The sequence below is a fragment of the Streptomyces sp. NPDC002133 genome, from assembly GCF_040296405.1.
In the GTDB taxonomy this organism is placed as follows: Bacteria; Actinomycetota; Actinomycetes; order Streptomycetales; family Streptomycetaceae; genus Streptomyces.
On the sequence record NZ_JBEOXF010000011.1, the window covers coordinates 119,164 to 141,289 of the forward strand.

The window sequence follows — 22,126 nt, forward strand, 5'->3', positions numbered from 1 at the left end:
CGGCAGTTGGGCGTGTTTCAGCCGTTCACCGATGGGTGCTTCGGATGGTGTCCGTCCACCCGGCCCACCGCGGGCCGGTCGCGCCAGAGGCCCAGGCCGATGTCGACGAGCCCGACCCGTTCGAGGCCGGGGACGGCGTCCAGTGGGTGCCAGGCGGCGAGGTCGGTGGAGCCGTCCGCCTCGGGGCGCAGCTCGCCGCCGGTGATCCGGCCCTCGTAGACGATGCGCAGACTGTGGAAGTCCGAGCCCGCGCCGACCCTGCCTCTGCGCGGGCGGCGGACCCGCATCGAGTCGAGCCCGAGGAGCGCGGTGACCTCGGCCTCGTACCCGGTCTCCTCGGCGACTTCACGGACGACCGTGTCGAGCGGGTCCTCCCCGTGGTCCATCCCGCCGCCGGGCAGGGTCCATCGCTTCGCGCCGTCGCGCGCCACCCAGCGGGCGAGCAGGATCTGTCCGTCCCGTACGCACACGGCGTAGGCCGCCACCCTCAACTCCTGGCTCATGCGGCGAGGTTAAGGGCCCGGCGAGGCTCGACGACGACCGAAATCGTCCACAGCTCAAATCGTCAGACGCTAAACGATCCTCGCCGCCGGAATGCCGGTTATCGAGCTCTCTGTCCTCGTAGGGCGCTCTCCGCCAGTGGCGGATGTGCGCCATGACCACATCCCGCCCCCGGCAACTCTCCACAAACCCCTGTCTCTTACGACAGGGTGAGCGGTCATCCGGCACCGAAATCCGGACCCGAATTCACCTCACAGGGATGCTGATGACCTCCGAGTCCCAGAGCTCCATATCCGGGCCGAGACGCGTGGCCCGAGTGGCGGCGGCCGCCTCCTTGGTGGCCGCACTGGTCGCCACCGGCGCCACGCCCGCGTTCTCGGCAGCCTCCGCCGACGATCCGGCCGGCTCCGCACCGGTCAAGACCGCGCCTGCCGACAAGCTCGGCGCCGCCGACGCCGAACTGCTCGCCGAGGCCGAGACCAAGGGCGACAAGTCCGTCACGCTGATGGTCGCCACCGCGCCCGGCCAGACCGAGCAGGTCGCCGCTCAGCTGGACGCCGTCCAGGGCGGCTCGGTCGGCAGGACGTACGACAAGCTCGGCTACGTACGCGCCACACTGCCGACGGCCAGGGCCGAGGCCGCCATCAAGGCGGCCACCAAGCTGCCCACCGTTCACGGCATCGACCTCAAGCACGAGATCGAGCTGGACGACCCCACCCCGGCAGCCGACCGCAGCAAGGACGCGGCCACCGCTCCGACCGCGGGCCTCTACCCGGCGCCGGGCAGGAACACCCCCGCGAAGAACCCGTACAACCCGTCGTTCGAGACGGGCGCGGTGGACTTCGTCCAGGACAACCCGAAGTACGACGGCCGTGGCGTGACCATCGGCATCATGGACTCCGGTGTCGACCTCGGTCACCCGGCGCTCCAGAAGACCACGACCGGCGAGCGCAAGATCGCCGACTGGGTGACCGCGACCGACCCGATCACCGACGGCGACGGCACCTGGCGCGCCCAGATCACGCCCGTCGACGGCCCGGTGTTCACGGCCGTGGGCAGCACCTGGAAGGCCCCTGAGGGCAGCTTCCAGTGGAGCCGGTTCCGCGAGTCGATCACCGCCAACGGTGACATGCAGGGCGACGTCAACCGCGACGGCGACACCACCGACGAGTTCGGCCTGCTCTACGACCCGGCCACCGGCACCGTCCGCGTCGACACCGACCAGGACTTCGACTTCACGGACAACGCCCCGATGAAGCCGTACAAGGACGGCCACCAGATCGGGTACTTCGGCACGGACAACCCGGCGACCGAGGTCGTCGAGCGGATCCCCTTCGTGATCGAGATCCGCAAGGACGTCCCGATGGACCCGCTGGGCGGCGACTGGGTCGGCCGGAAGGCCGACTTCGTCAACGTCGGCATCATCGAGGGCTCGCACGGCACCCACGTGGCCGGTATCACCGCCGCCAACGGCCTGTTCGGCGGCCGGATGAACGGCGCGGCCCCCGGCGCGAAGCTGGTCTCCTCGCGCGCCTGCTCCTGGAGCGGCGGCTGCACCAACGTGGCGCTCACCGAGGGCATGGCCGACCTGGTCATCAACCGCGGTGTGGACATCGTCAACATGTCCATCGGCGGTCTGCCGGCGCTGAACGACGGCAACAACGCCCGCGCCGAGCTCTACACGCGTCTCATCGACGAGTACGGCGTCCAGCTGGTCATCTCGGCCGGCAACGAGGGCCCCGGCATCAACACCATCGGCGACCCCGGTCTGGCCGACAAGGTGCTCTCCGTCGGCGCGGCGATCTCCAAGGAGACGTGGGCCGCCAACTACGGCTCGGCCGTGGAGAAGAAGTACGCCATGTTCCCCTTCTCCTCGCGCGGCCCGCGTGAGGACGGCGGCTTCGCCCCGACCATCACCGCCCCCGGCGCGGCCATCAACACCATCCAGACCTGGGTGCCCGGCTCGCCGGTGGCGGATGCCGGCTACGCGCTGCCTGCCGGTTACGGCATGCTCCAGGGCACCTCGATGTCCTCGCCGCAGGCCGCCGGCGCGAGCGCGCTGCTGATCTCCGCCGCCAAGCAGCGGAGGATCGACCTCACCCCGGCGACGCTGCGCACCGCGCTGACCAGCACCGCGAACCGGATCAGCGGGGTGGCGGCGCACGAGCAGGGCTCCGGTCTGATCGACATCGTGGACGCGTGGAAGGCCATCAAGGACGGCGCCACCGCCCACGAGTACGCGGTGAAGGCCCCGGTCGACACCGCGATCGACCAGTTCCTCAAGACCCCGGGCTTCGGCACCGGCCTCTACGACCGCGAGGGCGGTCTCAAGACCGGCAAGAAGAAGTCGTACGAGGTCACCATCACCCGGAAGACGGGACCGTCCTGGCCGATCCGGCACGAGCTGGACTGGAAGTACAACGACGGCACCTTCGACCTGCCGGGCTCCGGCTCCGTCATGCTGCCGCTGAACAAGCCGGTCACCGTCAAGGTCGACGCGGGGGCCGTCACCGCTGGTGTCCACAGCGCGATCCTCGAGGTGGACGACGTCCGCAGCGAGGGCGTGGACAAGCAGATCCTCGCCACCGTGGTCGCCTCGCAGGAGCTGGCCAAGCCGTCGTACTCCTTCTCGGCGTCCGGTTCGGTGCAGCGCAACAGCCACAAGTCGTACTTCGTGACGGTTCCCGAGGGCGCCAAGACCCTCGAGGTCGCGCTCGGCGGTCTGGCCGGCAAGAGCCAGACGCGCTTCATCTCGATCCACCCGTACGGTGTGGCCGTCGAGGACAGCTCGTCGATCTTCTGCTACCCCAACTACGTGAGCCCGGCCAACACCTGCCGCCCCGACCTGCGGTCGTACGCCGACCCGCAGCCGGGTGTCTGGGAGATCGAGGTCGAGTCCCGCCGTACGTCGCCGCTGCTGAACAACCCGTACAAGCTGGACGTCTCGGTGCTCGGTGCCGCGTTCGACCCGGCTGTGAAGACCCTCCCCGAGGCCAAGGTCGGCACCCCGACCGCGGTCGACTGGAAGGTCACCAACGGCTTCGCCGCCCTCGACGGCAAGCTGAAGGGCGGCTCGCTCGGCTCGGCGAAGGTGACCCGTCCGACGATCGCCAACCACGAGACGCAGGAGACCAGCGTCACCATCGGTGAGGGCGTCGAGCGTCTCGACGTCGCCATCGGCGGCGTCTCGGACACCGCGGCCGACCTCGACCTGGAGGTCTGGCTGGGCGACGAGCAGGTCGGCCAGTCCGCGGACGGCGACTCGGAGGAGGCGGTCAGCCTCGTCAAGCCCGCCGCCGGCACGTACACGATCAAGATCGTCGGCTTCGCGGTCCCGGCCGGCACCACCGAGTACAACTACCGGGACGTGTTCTTCGCGTCCTCGCTCGGCACCGTCAAGGTCGACGAGACCCAGTCGGTGACTCTCGCCAACGGCGCGTCGGCGCAGGTCGCCGCCGAGGTCGTGGTGGGCAGCGCCGCCCCCGAGGGCCGGCAGTTCTTCGGCGAGGTACAGCTGCTGAACGCGCGCGGCACGGCCGCGGGCACCGGCAGTGTCGTGATCGAGAAGGTCATTCCGTAGCCGTACCGGTACGGAATGTGAGGGCGGGCGTCCGACAGGGCGCCCGCCCTTCTCATACCCCGGACAATGGATTGGACAAGGCGGCCGGGGACACACGCATCATGGAGAGCCATCCAGGCCACCCAGCTGGCAGCAACGTACGGAGGAGTCCCCGTGAAGGTCGGAATCGTCGGAGCCACCGGGCAGGTCGGCACGGTCATGCGCAAGATCCTCGCCGAGCGGAAGTTCCCGGTCGACCAGCTCCGGCTGTTCGCGTCGGCCAGGTCCGCGGGCTCCACGATCGACTGGCAGGGCCAGGAGATCACCGTCGAGGACGCCGCCACCGCCGACTACTCCGGCCTGGACATCGTGCTCTTCTCGGCCGGTGGCGCCACCTCCAGGGCGCTCGCCGAGAAGGTCGCCTCCCAGGGCGCCGTCGTGATCGACAACTCCTCCGCCTGGCGCCGCGACCCCGAAGTCCCGCTCGTCGTCTCCGAGGTCAACCCCCACGCGGTCAAGGACCGCCCCAAGGGGATCATCGCCAACCCGAACTGCACGACGATGGCCGCCATGCCCGTGCTGAAGCCGCTGCATCAGGAGGCCGGCCTCGTCGCGCTGGTCGCCACCACGTACCAGGCCGTGTCCGGGTCGGGCCTGGCCGGTGTCGCCGAGCTCGACGGCCAGATCAGGCAGGTCGCGGACCGCGCGACCGAGCTGACCCACGACGGCGAGGCCGTGGAGTACCCCGAGCCCGGCGTCTACAAGCGCCCCATCGCCTTCAATGTGCTCCCGCTCGCCGGATCGATCGTCGACGACGGCTCCTTCGAGACCGACGAGGAGCAGAAGCTCCGCAACGAGTCGCGCAAGATCCTGGAGATCCCGGAGCTCAAGGTCTCCGGCACGTGCGTGCGCGTCCCGGTCTTCTCCGGGCACTCGCTCCAGGTCAACGCCCGCTTCGAGCGCCCGATCGACGTGGAGCGCGCCTACGAGCTGCTGAAGGACGCGGAGGGCGTCGAGCTCTCCGAGATCCCGACCCCGCTGCAGGCCGCCGGCAAGGACGCCTCGTACGTGGGCCGCATCCGGGTGGACGAGACCGTCGACAACGGCCTCGCCCTCTTCCTCTCCAGCGACAACCTCCGCAAGGGCGCCGCGCTGAACGCGGTGCAGATCGCGGAGCTGGTCGCGGAGGAGCTCAGCGCCTGACCTCGAAGTGGAAGCAGCCGTACTCGACGGCCCTGACGTGCACCAGGGCGACCGCCGGGTCGGCGAAGGCCTCCGCGAAGGCCTGATCGAACCCCTCGGTGGCCGCCTCCGGGATCTCCAGGAGCCGGCCACCGACGATCCGGCCCTCCGCGTCGTAGCGCCGCAGGGTGCGCAGGGCGCCCGGGCGCGCGAAGGGGTATGCCTCCGAGGGCCCCGGCCCGCCGCAGTCGCCGGCGTGGATGAAGACCGGCCCCTGCTCGTCGTACGCCCCTGGCTCGGCCCCGTTCCGCGCCGCCCACCGTCGCAGCGGCGCGTACGAGACGAGCGCGATCCGCTCCCCCGCCCGGCTCGCGCGCAGACAGCACCGCAGCGGGGCGCCGCCATCGGTGGCGGTGTACGGGACGCACGGCCGTCCCGCGTCGTCGGTGGCGCGCAGTTCCTCGAGGCCGGCGGGGGCGATGGGGCGGGCCTGGTACTTCGTGGCGGTCGTCATGGGTCCAGGCTCCGCACGGGCGCGCAGCCGCGCTGGCGGAAATCGGTCAATGCGTTCGGTTCCGAGGCCAGGAGCGACAAGATCGCGCCAGGACCCGGATCGCGAGGGCGCCGACCCGCCAGTGCCGCGGGAACCGTCCCATGTCGCCGTCAGCCGGCATGCGGGCGCCGGTCTGCGGACTGCTGAACCCGGCCGTGGGCAGCGCGTGCACCAACGGCTGACGGCGGCCTCGCGGACATCGATGTGCCGCGCCCCTCCTGGACGCGACGAGCGAGACGGCCTTCGCCTTCGGGGAGTTCCGCCGGATGCGGAGGCCCCGAAGTTCCACGCGGAGGGCCGGGGCCGGGCGACGGGCCCGGCGGGCGTCAGAGAGCGAGGTGGCGCCGGAGCGCCACGTCGATCTCGGCCATGCGCTGTCGCGGCACCGAGCCGACCCTCTGCAGGATGCGATCCGCGGCAACGGCCCGCACTTGCTCGCACTGGACTTTGGAGTCCTTGGGCAGACGGCTTTCGTCAGCGCGAAGAAGGACCTGGAAGGTGAGGACGCGGGACGTGTTCGACGTCAGTGGAGCCACAGTGACCACCCCTCTGCCGTTCCGCTCGACCGACTGATTGGCGCCGTCGTTCGACACGATCACGGCCGGCCTGACCTTGTTGGCCTCGCTCCCGCGCGCCGGTTCCAGATCGACGAGGTAGATGTCACCCCGTCTCATCGGTGATCCCGTCCGCGCTCGTCCGGTTCCACAGAGCAGCGTCCTCGCTCGCGTCCCACTCCTCGAAGGCCTCCGTGTACTCCGCCTCCAGTTGCGCGGCGCGCAGTAGCTCGATCGCGGCGTGTATCACGGCAGACCGGGACTCGGCCTCGGTTCTCATCGCGTATTCGTCGACGAAGGCGACATCCTCCTGCGGAAGGCTCACACTAATCTTCATACCATCGATGCTACCCAGGTGCGCACCCTGATGCCACCGCACTGCCGGACCGGCCACGTGGAAGGATGACCGGAAACGTCACATACCGAGGAGATGACCGGGTGCCTGGCACAAACCTGACCCGTGAAGAGGCGCAAGCGCGGGCGCGCCTGCTCACCGTTGACTCGTACGAGATCGACCTCGATCTCACCGGGGCGCAGGAGGGCGGCACCTACCGGTCCGTGACCACTGTGCGCTTCGACTCCGCCGAGCACGGCGCCGAGACCTTCATCGACCTGGTCGCCCCCGCCGTGCACGAGGTCGTCCTGAACGGGAAGTCGCTCGACGTCGCCGCGATCTTCAGGGACTCGCGGATCGCGCTGCACCATCTGCACGCGGGGCCGAACGAGCTGAAGGTCGTCGCGGACTGTTCGTACACGAACACCGGTGAGGGTCTGCACCGGTTCGTCGACCCCGTCGACCAGCAGGCCTATCTCTACACCCAGTTCGAGGTGCCGGACGCCCGCCGGGTGTTCGCCTCCTTCGAGCAGCCCGATCTGAAGGCCACCTTCCAGTTCACGGTCAGGGCGCCCGAGGGCTGGACCGTGATCTCCAACTCGCCGACCCCGGAGCCCAAGGACAACGTCTGGGCCTTCGAGCCGACACCGCGGATCTCCACGTACATCACGGCGCTGATCGTCGGTCCTTACCACTCCGTGCACAGCTCGTACGAGAAGGACGGGCGGAGCGTCCCGCTCGGCATCTACTGCCGTCCGTCACTCGCCGAGTACCTCGACGCGGACGCGATCTTCGAGGTCACCCGGCAGGGCTTCGACTGGTTCCAGGAGAAGTTCGACTACGCGTACCCCTTTGCGAAGTACGACCAGCTCTTCGTGCCGGAGTTCAACGCGGGCGCCATGGAGAACGCGGGCGCGGTGACGATCCGCGACCAGTACGTCTTCCGCTCGAAGGTGACCGACGCGGCCTACGAGCGGCGGGCCGAGACCATCCTGCACGAGCTGGCGCACATGTGGTTCGGCGACCTGGTCACCATGGAGTGGTGGAACGACCTGTGGCTGAACGAGTCGTTCGCCACGTACACCTCGGTCGCCTGCCAGGCGTACGCGCCGGGCACCCGGTGGCCGAACGCGTGGACGACGTTCGCGAACTCGGAGAAGACCTGGGCGTACCGCCAGGACCAGCTGCCGTCCACGCACCCGATCACGGCCGAGATCCGCGATCTCGACGACGTTCTCGTGAACTTCGACGGCATCACGTACGCCAAGGGCGCGTCGGTGCTGAAGCAGCTCGTCGCATATGTCGGCATGGACGAGTTCTTCCGGGGCGTGCAGGCGTACTTCAAGCGGCACGCGTTCGGGAACACGCGGCTGACGGATCTGCTCGGCGCGCTGGAGGAGACCAGCGGCCGCGATCTGAAGACCTGGTCGAAGGCCTGGCTGGAAACCGCCGGTATCAACATCCTGCGCCCGGTGATCGACACCGACGCGTCCGGCGTGATCACCTCCTTCGCGGTCAAGCAGGAGGCCCCCGCGCTGCCCGCGGGCGCGAAGGGCGAGCCGCTGCTGCGACCGCACCGGATCGCGATCGGCTTCTACGACCTGCGCGACGGCGCGCTCGTACGGACCGAGCGGGTGGAGCTGGACATCGACGGTGGGCTCACCGCCGTCCCGGAGCTGGTGGGCAAGCAGCGCCCGGCGGTGGCCCTGCTCAACGACGACGACCTGTCCTACGCGAAGGTGCGTCTCGACGACGAGTCGCTGAGGACGGTCACCGAGCACCTGGGCGACTTCACCGAGTCGCTGCCGCGCGCGCTGTGCTGGGCGTCGGCCTGGGACATGACGCGCGACGGCGAGCTGGCGACCCGCGACTATCTGTCGCTGGTGCTGTCGGGCATCGGGAAGGAGTCGGACATCGGCGTCGTCCAGTCGCTGCATCGGCAGGTGAAGCTGGCGATCGACCTGTACGCGGCGCCGGAGTGGCGCGAGGCGGGCCTGACCCGGTGGACGGAGGCGACGCTGGCGCACCTGCGCGCGGCGGAGCCCGGCAGCGACCACCAGCTGGCGTGGGCGCGGGCGTTCGCGGCGACCGCGCGCACCCCGCAGCAGCTGGAGCTGCTGGCGGCGCTGCTGGAGGGCCGGGAGACGATCGAGGGCCTGGTCGTGGACACCGAGCTGCGCTGGGCGTTCGTGGAGCGCCTGGCGGCGACCGGCGACTTCGACGAGGAGGAGATCGCCGCCGAGCTGGAGCGCGACAAGACGGCAGCCGGTGAGCGCCACGCGGCGACCGCCCGGGCCGCCCGACCGACCGCCGATGCCAAGGCCGAGGCGTGGGCGTCGGTCGTCGAGTCCGACAAGCTGCCGAACGCCGTGCAGGAAGCGGTCATCGCCGGCTTCGTCCAGACCGACCAGCGCGAGCTGCTCGCCGCGTACACGGAGAAGTTCTTCGCGGCGGTCAAGGGCGTGTGGGAGTCCCGCTCCCACGAGATCGCCCAGCAGATCGCGATCGGCCTCTACCCCTCGCTCCAGGTGTCGCAGGAGACACTGGACGCGACGGACGCATGGCTGGAATCCGCCGCTCCGAACGCGGCGCTGCGCCGGCTGATCTCGGAGTCGCGTGCGGGCATCGAGCGTGCCCTGAAGGCTCAGGCGGCGGACGCGGCCGCAGCCTGATCTCCCGGCCCGACCCGAACCCTTCGCCCGCCCAATGCCCCGCATTGGGCGGGCGAAGGCGCTTTGGGGTCGCTCGCATCGGTGAATCACATGCCCTCGTGTCAACTCCCACTGGCACAAGCCGTTATGCTCCCGGCCATTGTCGTAAGATCTTTCTTTCAATGGTTTGAGGGTGCTGATGATCCGAGAGGATTCGCCGCCCGGAACGGCCCGGCCCATGTCGTCGTACATGTGGCTGCTGCCTGCCGTTGCGACCGCGGCAGCCACCGTGCTGGTCATGATTCTGGTCTCCTCGTCGGTGCGTGTCCCGGCGGCCTGGATCGGCGGAGCAGCCGTCCTCGCCGTCGCCGTGACCTCCGGTGAGGCCGCACGCAGGGGCCGGCTCGTCACGGAGCTGCGCCACAAGATCGCGGAGCAGCAGAACGCGCTGGTCCGCCAGGAGGTCGAGACCGTACGGCTGGCCCACGAGGCCCTGCCGGAAATGATGGAGCGCCTGCGCCGGGGCGACTTCCCCGAGGACGTCCTCGCCTGGCTCGACTCGGCGGACAAGTCCGGCCCGCACGTGGAAGGGCTGACCCCCGAGTTCCGGGCGGCGCACCGGGAGGTGCTGAAGTCGGTCGTCGACGCGGTCGTCGCCGAGGAGGACCTGCGCGAGTCGGCGCAGCGCGCCTTCGTGAACATCGCCCGGCGCGTGCAGGCGATCGTCCACCAACAGGCGCAGGAACTGCGGGAGATGGAGGATCGGCACGGCCGGACCCCGGACGTCTTCGGTGATCTGCTGCGGCTCGACCACGGCACCGCGCTGATCGGCCGGCTCGCCGACTCCATCGCCGTGCTCGGCGGGGCGCGGCCGGGCCGCACCTGGAGCCGGGCCGTGCCGCTGTACAGCGTGCTGCGCGGCGCGATGTCACGGATCATCGACTACCAGCGTGTGGAACTCCACTCGGTCTCCGAAGTCGCCGTCGTCGGCCTGGCCGTCGAACCGCTCATCCACGCGCTGGCCGAGCTGCTCGACAACGCCACCCGCTACTCGCCCCCGCACACGCGGGTCCATCTGACCGCGGTCGAGGTGCAGTCGGGCATCGCCGTCGAGATCGAGGACGGTGGCGTCAACATGAGCGAGGAGGCCCGCAAGCGGGCCGAGCGCATGCTCCGCCAGGCGCAGCAGGGCATCGACCTGAACGACCTGGGCGAGACCCCACGACTGGGCCTGGCCGTGGTCGGCCGGCTGGCACAGGCGTACAACTTCCAGGTGTCGCTGCGCTCCTCGGCGTACGGAGGAGTCCGGGCCGTGCTCGTCGTCCCACAGGCGCTGATCACGAGCGCATCGGCCGCGACCGGCCTGGCGCACGGCATCGGAACCGCATCGGGGCCCAGGGCAGCCACACAACTGCCGCAGCAGCAGTCCAGCCGGCCGGTCACGGGACCGCAGCCGGCGCAAGAGCGGGAGGAAGAGCTGCCTCTCGTGACCGAGCGCACCGAGAACGGCCTGCCGCAGCGACGCCGCAAGCACCGGGTCACTGCGCCGCCCAACCCCGCCCCGACCGCACCCGAACCGGAGGCGGCACCACAGGTGCAGCCAGGTATCTGGCTGACCGCCTTCCAGAGCGGCCTGTCCGGTGACACCACACAGGACGGCGACGGCGACGCCTCCTCGGCATCGGCAAACAAGGGGAACCAGCAGTGATTCAGCAGCGGGCCAACATGGACTGGATGCTCAAGGACCTCGCAGAGGGAGTTCCGCAGACGCGTAACGTGGTCGTGCTGTCGTCGGACGGGCTGCGCATGGCCCAGTACGGCTCGGACAACGACACCGCGGACCGGCTGGCCGCGGCCTGCGCGGGACTGCAGAGCCTCGCCGGCGCCGTGGGTGCCGAACTTCCCCACAGCGAAGGGAAGATGCGCCTCGTCGTCATCGAGATGGACGGCGGCTTCTTCTATCTGATGGCGGCGGGTGCCGGAGCCTTCCTCGCGGTGCTCGCCGACGAAGGAGTGGACGCCGGCCTGATGGGGCAGCGGATGCGGGACCTGGTCATCCGCATCGGAGCGCACCTCAGCAGTCCGCCGCGTCATGACGGACAGACCAGGTGAGCAACGAGGACCGGGGCTGGGAGGATGCCAGTCCCGAGCGCCTCTACGTCATCACGGGCGGGCGCAGTGGTTCCTCCGCCCCCACCCCTCTCGACCTGGTCACGCTGATCGTGGCCAGGTCGGGGCCCAGGCCCGGCATGCAGCCGGAACAGGCCGCGATCGTACGGATGTGCCACTCACCGCTCTCGGTGGCGGAGATCTCCGCCTACTCCGGGCTCCCGGTGAGCGTCGTCACCGTACTGGTCAGCGACCTGCTGGCCGAGAAGCAGGTGCTGGCACGTGCGCCCGTTGCGCCCTCCCAACTCCCCGACCGCGCTTTGATTGAGGCAGTGATCGATGGACTTCAGAAGCTCTGAGCAGCCCGCGGGGCCCCGGCGCGAGGACATACTGCCGGACACCGCCGTCGCCGCCGTCAAAGTGGTGATCGTGGGCGGGTTCGGAGTCGGAAAGACGACCCTCGTCGGCTCGGTGAGCGAGATCCGGCCGCTGACCACCGAGGAGACGATGACCCAGGCCGGGGTCGGCGTCGACGACACGGTGGGCGTGGAGCGCAAGACCGCGACCACCGTGGCGATGGACTTCGGCCGGATCAGCATCAACAAGGAACTGGTGCTCTACCTCTTCGGCACACCGGGGCAGGAACGATTCTGGTTCCTGTGGCGCGGACTGTTCGAAGGGGCGCTGGGTGCGGTCGTGCTGGTCGACACCCGCCGTCTGGAGGTCAGCTTCGACGTGATCGGCCGGCTGGAGGAACGCGGCGTTCCCTTCGTGGTGGCCATCAACTCGTTCCCCGGCGCGCCCGAGCACTCCCTCGAGGAGCTTCGCGGAGCCCTCGATCTGCCCGTGTCCGTACCGATACTCGTCTGCGACGCACGGCGGCGCGACTCCAGCAGAGACGTCCTGATGGCGCTGATGCGCTATCTGCACTCCCTAGCCGTAACTCCGGAGGCATCGTGACCACTCCCCCCACCCCGCCGCCGGGCTGCCCGGCGCACGGCCTCGGACCCGACGGGCTGCACCGCCTGTACGGCCCCGAGGCCGAGGCCGACCCGATGGCCCTGTACGAGAAGCTGCGTGCCGAGCACGGCGCGGTCGCCCCGGTCCTGGTGCACGGCGACCTCCCGGCCTGGCTGGTCCTCGGACACCGCGAGAACCTGGACGTGGCGCGCACGCCGTCCCGTTTCGCCCGTGACCCTCGCACCTGGCGCGACATGCGCGAGGGGCGGGTCGCCCCCGACCATCCGCTGGGGCCCATGGTCACGTGGGGGCCGGTGTGCAACTTCACCGACGGTCCGGTGCACGAGCGGCTGCGCGACGCGGTCATGGAATCGCTGGAGCGATTCGACCGGCGAGGCATCCGCCGCTATGTGACCCGGTTCGCCAACCAACTGGTCGACGCCTTCGTGGCGGACGGTCACGCCGATCTGGTCGAGGACTTCTCCGCCCAGCTGCCGATGCTGGTGATGACCCAGCTCATCGGCGCGCCCGAGGAGCACGGGCCTCGGCTGGTCCGCGCGGCCCGGGACATGCTGCGTGGCACCGAGACGGCCCTGGAGAGCGACCAGTACGTCACCACCACCCTGCAGCAGCTCCTGGAGACCAAGAAGGCCACCCCTGGCCGGGATCTCACCTCCTGGCTGCTGGAGCACCCCTCGGATCTGACGGACATGGAGGTCCTCGCGCACGTCCGGGTCGTCCTGATCGCGGCCTTCGAGACCACCGCCAACCTGATCGCGAACACCGTGCGGATGGTGCTCACCGACCGCCGGTTCCGGGCCAGCCTGTCCGGCGGACACATGACCCTTCCCGACGCACTGGAGCAGGTGCTGTGGGACCAGCCGCCGATCAACACCGTGCTGGGCCGCTGGGCGACCGGCGACACGGTGCTGGGCGGGCAGCAGATCAAGAGCGGCGACATGCTGCTGCTGGGTCTGGCCGCCGGAAACGTCGATCCGGAGATCCGTCCCGACCTGTCGGTGCCGGTGCACGGGAACCGCTCGCACCTGGCGTTCAGCGGCGGTCCGCACGAGTGCCCTGGCCAAGACATCGGCCGGGCCATCGCGGACACCGGTATCGAGGTTCTGCTGGCGCGGCTGCCCGATCTGGAAATGGCCGTCCCCGACCACGAGCTGCAGCGACGCGGCTCACTCATGTTCCAGCACCTGGTGGCCCTTCCGGTGAAGTTCACGCCCCGTCCGGTGGCGGCCGGGGACGCCCCGGCCGAGCCGGCGCCGTCCGCGTCGGCGCCACTGCCGGAGGCCGTGCCCCCGGCGCCCGCGCCGGCCGTGACCGCTCCGTCGGCCGGGATCCCGGGCCAACAGCGCCGACGGCCCTGGTGGGCCCGCTGGTTCAGCCGCCGGTGAGCCGACGGCCGAGGTGACCGGGCGAGGGCCCGCGCTCAGGCGCGGGCCCTCGCCGTGTTCGCGCTCCTGCGCTCACTCCTCCAGCTGCCGCCACCACCAGGCGAGTGCGGGCAGCGGCAGCGGCTCGGTACTCGGGTCGCTGGGCGTGTCGCGGTAGGTGATGCCGAAGGAGGCTCCCTCGACGGGGAGCTCATTGCGGTTGCGCGGACTGGCATAGCGCGGCGCCAGGTTCTGCCACTCGACACTGCCGGCGACGTAGTGGCCCAGGGCGTCGAGGTAGCGACCGAGCTGCTCGTCCGCGTCCCGGGCGAGCTGGGTGCGCAGCCGGATGAACAGCGTCATCACCCGGTCCCGCAGGGCCACGGCCGCGGGCAGCGCCTCCCGCGGCGAACAGCTGTGGTGGTGGGCGAGGACATTGATCAAATTCTGTTCCCAGGGCTCCTGGTCGTCGTCCTTGTTGTACGAGAACAGGTCGTTGTCCGCGCTGACGATGAAGCCCGCGGCATCGGTGACGGCCTGTACCGGCGGCGAGTACAGCACGTCCGGCGGAAGTCCGATGCCGTTCGCCACGTCGGACCAGGTGAGCGAGAACCGGGTTCCGTTCGCCAACGCTCCCACCGCGACGAAGTCGTTCAGGCTGGGCATGACACCGCGCTCGGCGTTGGCGGCCTGCCAGCCGGCGCCGAAGAGCCAGTCCCGGGCACCCTCGGTGAATCTGCGGAGCTGGAAGGGGGTGAGCATGGCCCGCGTACGGGTCACCAGATCGTCCAGCGCGGCGGTCAGCGGACCCGGCGGGAGCATGGCGGAGCCGGGCGCCTCGATGGCCCTCGCCAGCCGGACACTGTGGTCGGTGATGTCGGCCGTACTGATCGTGGAGGATCCGGAGTCCTGCCAGTCGTCGACGGCGTTGGCCCAGTAGTTCCACTGTATGAACAGCAGCAGCGGCTCAACGTCTCCGTACGGGATGATGCGGCAGGAGAAGTCGGCACTGTGGGTGGCCAGCCCCCAGGCCCGCTCGACGGCGTCGGGATAGATCCCGAACGTGTCGGTCCACTCGACGGCCCGCTGCTCCAGTTCCGCAACCTTGGGGTGGACGAGTCCCTCGTTGAACGGGCAGTAGAACGGCGGGAGTTGCCAGCCTATCCGAGAGGTGTGGCCATGCTCGGCGATCACGGTCAGCGCCCTCCCAGCCGGAAGAGCAGCAGCCGGGTCTCCATGGCATGGTCGCGCCAGATCCGGAAGAGCTTGCCATGGGTGAGGGCCGACTCGGTGAGCCGGTCGCGCGACCATGCGCTGCCCCAAGGCTCCCCGCCACGCTCGGCACGCTCCAGCTCCGCGGTGTTCCAGGCCATGGACTGCACCCAGAACTCGGCGACGCGGTCGGTGACGTCCTCGTCCTGCTCCAGCTCGAAACCGGCCGCCTCGGCCGCGGATATGTACTCGGTGAGGGTGCCGAGCCGGGTCTTGTAGTACCCGTCGATGAACTCGGTCCATTCCGGGCGGCAGATGAAGTGCTCCTGGATGCCGAACCAGCCACCGGGCCGCAGTGCTTTCGCGACGACCTGGAAGAGCCGCTCGCGGTCCATGTAGCCGGAGCTCTCGTTGGCGTATGCCGCGTCGTACGCGCGCTCGGCGGCGTAGTCGTGGACGTCGGCGAGAAGGGGTGTGACCCGGTCGCCGACACCGGCCTGGAGGGCGAAGTCCTGGATGACAGGTATGTGATCGGCCGCCACGGTGAGGCCGGTGACTCTGGAGCCGTGCTCCTGCGCCCAGTAGAGCGAGCCACCGCCCACCCCGCAGCCGATGTCGAGGACGTCGGCGGGCGGGGTGGCGTACGCCCCCCACGTACGTGCGGCATGCTCGACGATGGCTTCCTGCGATGCGACGATGCGTCGTTTCAGGACACGCTGGGACACGGTGGTGTTGAGGGCGCCGGGGGCGAAGAGCCCCATGTGGAAGTGGACGCGCGGTCCGGGGCCGTACTTGTACAGGATGTCGGCAGTCTTCCGGGTGTAGTACAACGGCACCTGTGTGTCGTCGAACGTGACGAGGCCGTTCTTCATCGTGCTCTCCAGTCTGCGTCCTGGTGCGGGGGGGGGTGACCGCGGATCAACTCTGCCCGAAAATGATCGCCCCAGTCATCCCGCGCCAGTATTCGTTGCCCCGTCAATTTCTTGTATGTTAAGCGCTGTTCAGCCGCCCGGCGCTCGATGACCGCCGCATCCAGCCGCGTCCGGACGGCGCCCCTCGCGGCGAGCCCGCCTCGCCCCGCAGATACCCGGCGAGCTCCGCGTCGGCCCGCTCCAGCTCGGCGAACACCGCCTCGGCGTGCCGCAGCACGAGGTGCGCCGCGTCCGTCAGCCGCACCCGCCGCCCGTGTGCCTCCAGCAGCCGGACGCCGAGCCGCCTGGCGAGATTCGTCAGCTGCTGCGACACCGCCGAGGGCGTCATGAGGAGCGCCTCGGCGGTCGCGGTCACGGTGCCGCGGTCCCGCAGCGTCCGTAGGATCTGCAGCTTCTTGACGTCCCACTCGTCCCACTCGGCCATGCGGACAAGCTGCTCAGCCGTCGTACGGCCCGGGCTGCGCGCCTCGTGTGCGGGCCGCGCCGCTCACGTCGCGGCGGTCCCCAGCACCCGCTCCGGTGTGATCCGGATGACCACGCGGACCACGTCCGGCGGCAGCTCCAGATACTCGGCACCCGCGCCCGGCCCCTCGTACTGCTCCGCCAGCGCGCACGCCAACTCGCGACCGATGTCCTCCGTGACGGCGGCCCGGCCGCGTATCTCGACGTACCGGAGCGGGTCGGCCGGGTCGTACAGGGTCACACTGACCCTCGGCTCGCGGATGACGTTCCGCTCCTTCCGGCGGCCGGCCTGCGAGGAGATCAGCAGGACGTCACCGTCGCGGCCCACCCAGACCACCGAAGTCTGCGGGCTGCCGTCCGGATTGACGGTGGCGAGCACGGCGGGCACGGAGGTGTCGAGGAGCTTCTGCACGGACGCGCTCAGTGGTATCGGCATGCGGCGGAGCCTATGCCGCCTCGTGGCGGTGCAGGTGTGCGATGAAGGCGGCCCAGGCGGGGGCGGGGAAGAGGAGGACGGGGCCGGCTGGGTTCTTGGAGTCGCGGACAGGGACGGTGTGGGGGAGGTTGGGGGCGACTTCCAGGCATTCGGCGCCGTTGGCGTTGCCGTAACTAGACTTGCGCCAGGCAGCGTTGCTCAGGTCGTGTCCGTCGATGATGCGCATTGCCGGTACTCCTCGGTTGCCTGCTGGAGGAAGGCGACTGACGCCGCGGTTGGCGTCGGCCGTGCCGCTCGTCGCGCTCGGGAGGTGCAGCGTGGCGACTGCCCGGCGTCTGACCGAGGTCGTTCGGGGCGGGGACCGGTGAGGCCGGTGAGGCCGGCGAAAGGGACGTACGTCGTCGACACCCGCACCGCCAGGCCCGGCGAGGTCATGGGTCACGTGGGGCCGTGCGTACAGCTGAGACCGCCTGCAGGGGGCGTCGAGTGGGATGGTCCGCCCGGGGTCCTGCGGGAGGCGAGCCCGCAGGAGCGGCTCAGTGCGGGGACCGCACGGGCGAATGCGCGCAGCCGGGGTGAGATCTGCCGTTGAAGCCGATGAAGCCACTGAAGCCGATGAAGGCGGACACGCGAACGGCTGACAGTGGCTCAAGCGCGGCGGCGACCGGGTCGAAGAGAGCGGTGACATGATCATCGTTCCGATTGGAGTCTCCATGCGACTGTTCGCGCGCGGCGCGACCGCCGCCCTGCTCGCCGCTCTCCCTCTCGTCGCCCAGGGGACGGTCGCCGCCCAGGACCATGGGCCCGTCCACCTGCCCGCCCCCGGCCCCGCGCCCCTGCACCACGCGGCGGAGCCGATCAGGGGCAGCTACATCGTGTCGCTGAAGCCGGGTGCCGAGCCCGCCGAGGTGGCGCGGCAGGCGGGGGTGAAGGCGCGGTACACGTACAACCGGGCCGTGCGCGGGTTCTCCGCCTCGCTGAGCGCGGATCAACTGGCCGCGGTGCGGCTGGCGCCCGGGGTCGCCGCCGTGGAGGAGGACTCGAAGGTCTCCACCCACGACACAGGCCGCAGCCGCCTCGCCCACCGCACCGACACGCCCGGCCGGGCGGTCCCCGCCGCGAGCTGGGGACTCGACCGTTCGGACCAGCGGGGCCTCCCGCTGGACGGGCAGTACGGGGTGACGGGCACCGGCAAGGGGGCGACCATCTACGTCGTCGACACCGGCATCGACTTCGCGCACAGCGAGTTCGGCGGGCGCGCCGTGTTCGGATTCGACGCGATCGGCGACGGCCGCCGGGGGCAGGACTGCGAGGGACACGGCACCCATGTGGCGGGTACGGCGGCCGGGGCGACGTACGGTGCCGCGCCGCAGGCCACCCTGGTCAGCGTCCGTGTGCTGGACTGCAACGGCGAGGGAGCCTGGTCAGGGATCATCGCGGGTCTCGACTGGGTCGCCAGGAACGCCCAGCAGCCCGCCGTCCTGAACGCCTCGATGGGCGGCGCCACCTCCCCCACCGCGAACGCCGCCGCCGACGCGGTCTTCGCGGGCGGCGTCCTGCCGGTGATCGCGGCGGGCAACTCCGCCGAGGACGCCTGCGGCATCTCGCCCGCGAGCGCGCCGAGCGCCCTCACGGTCGGTGCGACCGACCGTAGGGACGCCGAGACCGACTTCAGCAACTACGGCAGATGCCTGGACCTCTACGCCCCGGGTGACGAGATCGTCTCCGCGCTGATGGGTGGCGGCAGCACCGCCATGAACGGTACGTCGATGGCGGCCCCGCATGTGGCCGGCGTCGCCGCGCTCTACCGGGCCGCCAATCCGGGTGCGGACGTCCGGGCGGTCTCGGACTGGGTCGTCGCGCAGAGCACCAAGAACGTGGTGAAGAGCATCTCCAAGGGCTCACCCAACCGGCTGCTGTTCACCGGCGGGCTGTGACGCCAGCCGAGCCCCCCGGCCCGGCACCGGCGTGGCGCGCACCCAGCGCCACGCCGCCCGGGATCAGCACCAGGGTGGACTGCGGGTGACGCCGAGCGAGCGGGGGGCGCGAGCTGGTGGACGAGGCCGTGGCGGCCGGGCTCGCGGTGCAGCGGGAGGCGCTGGAGGAAGGGCTCGACGCGGAGGAGGCGGAGCAGTTGACGAGGCTGCTGCGGAACCTGCTGGGTCGATGGCGGCGTAGGGCGCGCGGCGCCCGCGCTCCGTGGATGCGCGAGAGCGCCGTACGGTACGCGTCGTGCGCGTACCGTACGGCGCCTTCGGGCGTCTTGCGGGGTCCGGCGTCAGGCTCTGGCCGTCAGGCCTGCTTCTTCGACTTGTCGAGGACCATGACCAGACCGGCGATGAGGAGGAACAGACCGATCGGCGCCGCGACGTACAGGCCGAGCGTCTCGGCCACGCTCAGGCCGGGGCCCGGGTCGTCGCCGTCGTCGCGGATCACCGCGTGCGCGGGGCCCGACATGAGCAGCATCATCAGCGTCGTACCGGCCGCGACGGCGCCGGCGCGCAGGGCGTTCTTCTTGTCCACGGTGCAAACGTAGCGAACGCTCCTGCGCCCCGCGCGCCCGGGGTGCCCGTAGGGGGTCCGGGGTGCGCCTCCCACGGACACCCCTGCCCTCCCCTCTGCCCTCGCGTGCAGCCCGCACCGCGGGACGAGCAGGGGCGTCCGTCCCCACCTGCCGGACGGGCGTGACCTGCGCCCCGCACCGCCGCCGAACGGGCTGGTGTGTACCGCCACCGAACAGGCCTGTGCGTACCGCCGCCTACCCTCGCGCCCCCCGCGCCCGGAACACCTCCATCAGCGCGTGCAGCCGCGGGGACGCCGCCAGGTCCTCGAGGGTGAGGGGGCGGCCCTCGGAGTCGGCGACGGGCAGGCGCCAGTTCGGGTACTGGTCCCACGTGCCCGGCAGGTTCTGCGGGCGCCGGTCCCCCACCGCGTCCGGCAGCCACACGCCGACCATGCGGGCCGGGGTGCGCAGCAGGAAGCGGTAGACCGCCCGGATCTCCCCCTCCTCCGCACCCGTGCCCTCCGGCAGCAGCCCGAGCCTGGTCAGATACGCGAGCCACTCCGCGACCTCCGCGGAGTCCTCCGTACGCTCCAGCTCCAGCGGCCGCGTGAGCAGTCCGAGCCGGTGGCGCAGCGCGACGTGCTCGCCGGTGAGGCGGGCCGCGGTGGACGGCAGATCATGCGTGGTCGCGGTCGCCACGCAACCGTCGCGCCAGCTCTCCGGGGGCAGCGGGCGGCCCGTGCCGGCCCAGTCGCGCTCGAACCACAGCACGGACGTGCCGAGCACCCCGCGGCGCGAGAGGGCCTCCCGCACGCCGGGCTCGACGGTGCCGAGGTCCTCTCCTATGACGACGGCGCCCGCGCGATGGGCCTCCAGGACGAGTACGGCGAGCATGGCCTCCGCGTCGTACCGGACGTACGTGCCCTCGGTCGGCTCGGCGCCGCTCGGCACCCACCAGAGGCGGAACAGCCCCATGACATGGTCGAGGCGCAGCGCGCCGGCGTGGCGGAGGAGACCGCGGAGCAGCCCGCGGTACGGGGCGTAGGCCGAGGCGGCGAGAACGTCCGGGCGCCACGGGGGCAGGCCCCAGTCCTGGCCGCGCGCGTTGAAGGCGTCCGGTGGCGCGCCGACCGACATGCCCGCGGCGAAGGCGTCCTGCTGCGCCCAGGCGTCCGCGCCGCCCGGGTGCACCCCGATGGCGAGGTCGTGGACGATGCCGACGCCCATCCCGGCGGCGGTGGCGGCGCTCGATGCGGCGGCCAGCTGCTCGTCGGTCAGCCAGGCGAGCCGGCAGTGGAAGTCGACCCGGTCCATCAGCTCGCTCCGGGCCCGCGAGGTCTCCGCGGAGCGCGGGTCGCGCAGCGCGGCGGGCCAGGCGTGCCAGTCGGCCCCGTGCACCTCGGCGAGGGCGCACCAGGTGGCGTGGTCGTCGAGCGCCTGGCCCTGCGCGGCGAGGAAGTCGCAGTACGCGGCCCGCCGCCCGGGGCCGAGCGCGACGCGCTGCACGAGTTCGAGCGCCTGGAGCTTGAGCTCCCACACGGCGTCGCGGTCGATGAGCGCGCCCTTGTCGAGGACGGAGGTCCGCAGTCCGGCGGCCTTCTCCACGAGCGTGTCGAGCCGGACACGGTCCTGGCCGGTGACGTACGCGTACTCGGGGATGTCCTCGATCCGCAGATGGACGGGATCGGGGAATCGGCGCGAGCTCGGCCGGTACGGGGACGGATCGGTCGGCGCGCCCGGCACCGCCGCGTGCAGCGGGTTCACCTGGACGAAGCCGGCCCCGAGCGCCCTGCCGGCCCAGGCCGTCAGCTCGGCGAGGTCCCCGAGGTCCCCCATGCCCCACGAACGCCCGGACAGCAGCGAGTAGAGCTGGACCAGGAACCCGTGCACCCGGCCCTCGGGCCGGGCCACGGCCTCGGGCGCGACGACGAGCGTGGCGCGCGCCTTCCGCTCGTCGGCCGTGCGCACGTCCAACCGGTGTACTCCGAAAGGCAGTTGGGCCCATCCGGCGGGCGCGGCAGAAGGCGACGTGGCGCCGGAGGTCTTGGCGGCCCCTTGGCGCTGCGACGCCGGCTCGCGCCACTCGCGGGTGCCGCCGCCTTCCAGACGCACCCGCACCCTCGTGCCGTGCGGGAGAGCGACGGGCGGTGCCGGCGCCGGGAGCCAGAGCACCACCGTCGCGGGGAGCAGCCGGTCCTCGGCGGCGCTCTCGGCAGCGGTGAGGGCCGACCGGACCGCCTCCGGGGTCGATGCGTCCACGTCCAGCGCGGCGAGGACCGAGACGACGGTGGTGTCGGGAACGGGAAGGGTGACGCCCGCCGACGGCGAGTGGGTGGTGGCGACACCGTGCAGCGCGGCCAGGCGGGCCAGGCCCATTCAGACTCCTGGGGACTCCGTGCCGCCGGCCGTGCCGGGGGCGGTGGGTTCGCTGGTGAGAGGGGCGGCTTCGGCGAGCGGCGGCTCGCTGGTCAGGGGTGCGGCGTCGGCGAGGGGCGGCTCGCTGGTCAGAGGGCCCGGCACCAGATCGGGGCCCGGCACCTGTTTGGACAGGGCGGAGAGCAGAAGCTGCGCGGAAGCGGCCACAGGTGGCCTCCTAAGGGTGGGCAACAGGACATAGCAGCCCTACCCAGCAGGCACGGCCGCAGACGTACGTCTCTCGTCAACGTGTTCCGTGTCACATTCTGCTCCACGTAAGGGAGTTGAGCGGCCTTCGCGCGCCGATAGGCAAAGGGGACACAACAGGCGCGCGCATTGACACGTTCACCACACGGGTGGTGGGCTCGGTGCGTTTCG

20 protein-coding genes and 2 pseudogenes are annotated in these 22,126 nt (G+C 71.0%); 10 read left to right on the plus strand and 12 right to left on the minus strand.

The features are described 5' to 3' along the window. Nucleotides 1-17: 17 nt before the first annotated feature. Entirely contained in the window at nt 18-503 is a 486-nt protein-coding gene (locus ABT078_RS15055) for an NUDIX hydrolase (protein ID WP_351227631.1), read from the minus strand. Between the two features lie 263 nt (nt 504-766). Here ABT078_RS15055 and ABT078_RS15060 point away from each other — a divergent pair, with 263 nt between their 5' ends. Continuing rightward, nucleotides 767-4,081: a S8 family serine peptidase gene (locus ABT078_RS15060; protein ID WP_351227633.1), complete on the plus strand. Its 3,315-nt coding sequence runs from the start codon at nt 767-769 to the stop codon at nt 4,079-4,081. Nucleotides 4,082-4,234: 153 nt separating this feature from the next. Next, nucleotides 4,235-5,263, plus strand: coding sequence for an aspartate-semialdehyde dehydrogenase (locus tag ABT078_RS15065; protein ID WP_351227635.1), 1,029 nt, complete (start codon nt 4,235-4,237; stop codon nt 5,261-5,263). On the opposite strand, the gene ABT078_RS15070 is transcribed toward ABT078_RS15065, so the two are convergent. From ABT078_RS15070 to ABT078_RS15080, 3 genes are all read right to left on the minus strand, one after another. Then, the gene (locus tag ABT078_RS15070) at nt 5,253-5,756 is read right to left on the minus strand and encodes a DUF1203 domain-containing protein (RefSeq protein WP_351227637.1); all 504 of its coding nucleotides are present in this window, start codon (nt 5,754-5,756) and stop codon (nt 5,253-5,255) included. The genes ABT078_RS15065 and ABT078_RS15070 overlap by 11 nt on opposite strands. Before the next feature lie 365 nt (nt 5,757-6,121). Further along, entirely contained in the window at nt 6,122-6,469 is a 348-nt protein-coding gene (locus ABT078_RS15075; RefSeq protein ID WP_351227639.1) for a type II toxin-antitoxin system PemK/MazF family toxin, read from the minus strand. Further along, entirely contained in the window at nt 6,456-6,686 is a 231-nt protein-coding gene (locus ABT078_RS15080) for a ribbon-helix-helix domain-containing protein (RefSeq protein ID WP_351227641.1), read from the minus strand. Before ABT078_RS15080 ends, ABT078_RS15075 begins: the two co-directional genes overlap by 14 nt. 101 nt (nt 6,687-6,787) lie before the next feature. Here ABT078_RS15080 and pepN point away from each other — a divergent pair, with 101 nt between their 5' ends. The 6 genes from pepN to ABT078_RS15110 all read left to right on the plus strand — a co-directional run bounded on the left by pepN (nt 6,788) and on the right by ABT078_RS15110 (nt 13,809). Beyond that, nucleotides 6,788-9,355, plus strand: coding sequence for an aminopeptidase N (gene pepN / locus ABT078_RS15085; protein ID WP_351227643.1), 2,568 nt, complete (start codon nt 6,788-6,790; stop codon nt 9,353-9,355). Nucleotides 9,356-9,533: 178 nt separating this feature from the next. Then, entirely contained in the window at nt 9,534-11,042 is a 1,509-nt protein-coding gene (locus ABT078_RS15090; protein ID WP_351227716.1) for an ATP-binding protein, read from the plus strand. A 17-nt stretch (nt 11,043-11,059) separates the two neighbouring features. After that, nucleotides 11,060-11,446 carry a roadblock/LC7 domain-containing protein gene (locus tag ABT078_RS15095; RefSeq protein WP_502981222.1) on the plus strand — a complete coding sequence of 129 codons (387 nt, stop codon included), beginning with the start codon at nt 11,060-11,062 and terminating at the stop codon, nt 11,444-11,446. After that, nucleotides 11,443-11,802 (plus strand): DUF742 domain-containing protein, encoded by a 360-nt coding sequence (locus tag ABT078_RS15100; protein WP_351227647.1) that lies wholly within the window; start codon nt 11,443-11,445, stop codon nt 11,800-11,802. The genes ABT078_RS15095 and ABT078_RS15100 overlap by 4 nt, the downstream gene beginning before the upstream one ends. Then, nucleotides 11,783-12,403, plus strand: a complete 621-nt coding sequence (locus ABT078_RS15105; RefSeq protein ID WP_351227649.1) for a GTP-binding protein — start codon at nt 11,783-11,785, stop codon at nt 12,401-12,403. Before ABT078_RS15100 ends, ABT078_RS15105 begins: the two co-directional genes overlap by 20 nt. Beyond that, the gene (locus tag ABT078_RS15110; protein WP_351227651.1) at nt 12,400-13,809 is read left to right on the plus strand and encodes a cytochrome P450; all 1,410 of its coding nucleotides are present in this window, start codon (nt 12,400-12,402) and stop codon (nt 13,807-13,809) included. Before ABT078_RS15105 ends, ABT078_RS15110 begins: the two co-directional genes overlap by 4 nt. Before the next feature lie 72 nt (nt 13,810-13,881). On the opposite strand, the gene ABT078_RS15115 is transcribed toward ABT078_RS15110, so the two are convergent. The 5 genes and pseudogenes from ABT078_RS15115 to ABT078_RS15135 form a co-directional block, all read right to left on the minus strand. After that, the gene (locus tag ABT078_RS15115) at nt 13,882-14,982 is read right to left on the minus strand and encodes a terpene synthase family protein (protein ID WP_351227653.1); all 1,101 of its coding nucleotides are present in this window, start codon (nt 14,980-14,982) and stop codon (nt 13,882-13,884) included. A gap of 2 nt (nt 14,983-14,984) precedes the next feature. Further along, nucleotides 14,985-15,872 carry an SAM-dependent methyltransferase gene (locus ABT078_RS15120; protein WP_351227655.1) on the minus strand — a complete coding sequence of 296 codons (888 nt, stop codon included), beginning with the start codon at nt 15,870-15,872 and terminating at the stop codon, nt 14,985-14,987. Between the two features lie 178 nt (nt 15,873-16,050). After that, nucleotides 16,051-16,356 (minus strand): annotated as a pseudogene (locus ABT078_RS15125) (LysR family transcriptional regulator); the annotation flags it as partial. Between the two features lie 63 nt (nt 16,357-16,419). Beyond that, on the minus strand, nt 16,420-16,830 hold the full coding sequence (locus ABT078_RS15130; protein ID WP_351227657.1) for a PPOX class F420-dependent oxidoreductase: 411 nt from the start codon (nt 16,828-16,830) through the stop codon (nt 16,420-16,422). A gap of 10 nt (nt 16,831-16,840) precedes the next feature. Continuing rightward, a complete protein-coding gene (locus tag ABT078_RS15135; protein ID WP_351227659.1) occupies nt 16,841-17,056 on the minus strand; it encodes a DUF397 domain-containing protein in 216 nt (71 codons plus the stop codon). A gap of 487 nt (nt 17,057-17,543) precedes the next feature. On the opposite strand from ABT078_RS15135, the gene ABT078_RS15145 reads away from it, so the two are divergent. Next, entirely contained in the window at nt 17,544-18,767 is a 1,224-nt protein-coding gene (locus ABT078_RS15145; RefSeq protein WP_351227663.1) for a S8 family peptidase, read from the plus strand. Between the two features lie 76 nt (nt 18,768-18,843). Beyond that, a pseudogene (locus ABT078_RS15150) lies at nt 18,844-18,991 on the plus strand (MarR family transcriptional regulator); the annotation flags it as partial. A gap of 131 nt (nt 18,992-19,122) precedes the next feature. On the opposite strand, the gene ABT078_RS15155 reads toward ABT078_RS15150, so the two are convergent. The 3 genes from ABT078_RS15155 to ABT078_RS15165 all read right to left on the minus strand — a co-directional run bounded on the left by ABT078_RS15155 (nt 19,123) and on the right by ABT078_RS15165 (nt 21,916). Then, nucleotides 19,123-19,353, minus strand: coding sequence for a hypothetical protein (locus ABT078_RS15155; protein WP_351227665.1), 231 nt, complete (start codon nt 19,351-19,353; stop codon nt 19,123-19,125). Nucleotides 19,354-19,588: 235 nt separating this feature from the next. After that, nucleotides 19,589-21,709 carry a 4-alpha-glucanotransferase gene (malQ, locus tag ABT078_RS15160; RefSeq protein WP_351227667.1) on the minus strand — a complete coding sequence of 707 codons (2,121 nt, stop codon included), beginning with the start codon at nt 21,707-21,709 and terminating at the stop codon, nt 19,589-19,591. Next, nucleotides 21,710-21,916 (minus strand): hypothetical protein, encoded by a 207-nt coding sequence (locus tag ABT078_RS15165; RefSeq protein ID WP_351227669.1) that lies wholly within the window; start codon nt 21,914-21,916, stop codon nt 21,710-21,712. It lies immediately after the preceding gene. Between the last annotated feature and the right edge of the window lie 210 nt (nt 21,917-22,126).